This window comes from Hadarchaeum sp. (SeqCode) (assembly GCF_049969415.1).
In the GTDB taxonomy this organism is placed as follows: domain Archaea; phylum Hadarchaeota; class Hadarchaeia; order Hadarchaeales; family Hadarchaeaceae; genus Hadarchaeum.
The window spans coordinates 1-1,596 of the sequence record NZ_JBMFOX010000117.1 but is presented as its reverse complement, the minus strand read 5'-3'; the positions used below and the strand labels follow the sequence as shown (position 1 = coordinate 1,596).

General features: G+C 62.7%; 2 protein-coding genes. Both read right to left on the bottom strand.

Features of this window, described 5'->3' with window-relative positions; translation table 11 throughout:
* Positions 1 to 673 precede the first annotated feature (673 nt).
* Positions 674 to 1,006 (bottom strand): hypothetical protein, encoded by a 333-nt coding sequence (locus ACP5PX_RS08225; protein ID WP_428085464.1) that lies wholly within the window; start codon positions 1,004 to 1,006, stop codon positions 674 to 676.
* Positions 1,007 to 1,019: 13 nt separating this feature from the next.
* Positions 1,020 to 1,596: hypothetical protein (locus ACP5PX_RS08220; protein ID WP_428085463.1), on the bottom strand; the 577-nt coding region annotated here is incomplete at its 5' end.

Here is a 1,596-nt window from a genome sequence, read left to right as displayed (position 1 = left end):
GGTGGACCCCATCGAAGCCCTGCGGGAGGAGTGAGCTCTCCCCCTCCGGCAAGGCGCTGCCCTGCCCGCACTGCCCTGACCACGGGGCAGCACTCGTGCCTAGGAGGATAGCTCCCCACGGCCACCGGGCTGGGCTTCGTGCGGCGGATGCCCACGGCCCGTGGCGCTGGAACCCGTGTATCCGTTCAGTAGCTTCGGCACCGGTGGGTGGATCGTTCAAGGACTGGTGCGACAACCTGGGTACCTAGTCGAGAACTTGCGGACACCCACGAGGGCCTGAGCCTATACCTGCCGCGGGGAGCCGGATTTTTGGGTATCGCCTAGGGTTCCCGGGAGAAAACATCGAACCTAGCCCACAGATGGGGATGCCGGCATTGCTGGCGGCCCCCCTTTCTGGGCGGAGGGGGGAGCTGTTCCCTGGCCCCGTCCTTAGCCAGGGGGAAAAGATGTGTTGCCTGACATCAAGGTACTTTTGCGAAGCTTTCTTGCCGGCTCAATGCCGGCGCTCGCAGGTGCCCCCACCCTAACCTCGTGGAAGATGGCTTTCCCTCGGGAGCGCGGGGCCCCAGCGTCCGGAGATGGCTTAGCCTATGGTCTCGCGAAAAAGGCGCGGCCGCCGGGGCGGCGGCGCATCGTGATCCTCGTTAAGAAAGCCTGACCTGCTTCTGGGACGTCATGCGGGTTTTTTTTCTGCCCGCAGTCGAAGAAAGCCAATAAGTGCCGCCAGTGTGCTGCTGGCCACCGCCAAAATAGCGAGGCCCCACAGCAGCTCAGCGGAGGTTTCTGTACCGCGTTCGGTGAGTTCGCCAACGAGCGGTACGGTCAACCAGGCAACGATCGCGGGCGGTAAGGCGGCGGGGTAGGCGAGGACACGGCTTCCCCCCTTTGTCAAAGGAAGTATGCGGCGGGGCACCTCCGCCCGCGACCACTGAGACAAGAGGGTATGAAGCGCTCCCGCCAACAATCCGAGTTCGCAGAGAATAAGCAACACTTCGCTGACAACCATATGACCTCCTTTCCTAAAAGCAGCAGTTGCACTCGTCAATTATCTGATTTTCTGCTTGCCCAATCGCCACAAGAGCTGCCCAACAGCCCCACGTCATACCCGAGGAGCACGTTTCTATGGCCGCGCCGATGAGGCTCGTGATGAGGATGTAGTCACCCAGACAGTGCCGGAAACTGAACAGGGCCGATACCTTCATTCCTTCGCTACCGGTAGCGTGAGAGCTCGCCCGCATCTGGCCAACGCCAGAGGCCAAAACGCGAGCCTCTTCGCTTTGGAAGAAAGCCCCCACGAGGGGATCCCTGTCGCCACTGGCGCCCACAGGCGAAACACCACCGTCGGCTCCGAGACTTGCCGTGACGGTTCCGGAGTCCCTGCCCCGGTTTACCGTCAGCTCCACCCGGCCCTCGAAGCCTCCGTTTGAGCCGGGAGTCCCCGCAACCCCAAGGTGAAGTACCCACGAACCCACCGTGAACACGCCCGGGCGATTGGTGTCCCAACGCAGAACCACCGGTTTCGGCGAGGAGGAAGGGTCGCGAAGAACGGCAAAACCCGACCAGCCATCCCGTGAGGTGTCGACCCAAAGCTCGAGG

Excerpts from the sequence above, each read along its gene's own strand:
- ACP5PX_RS08225 (WP_428085464.1), bottom strand. The coding sequence starts at position 1,006 with ATGGTTGTCAGCGAAGTGTTGCTTATTCTCTGCGAACTCGGATTGTTG.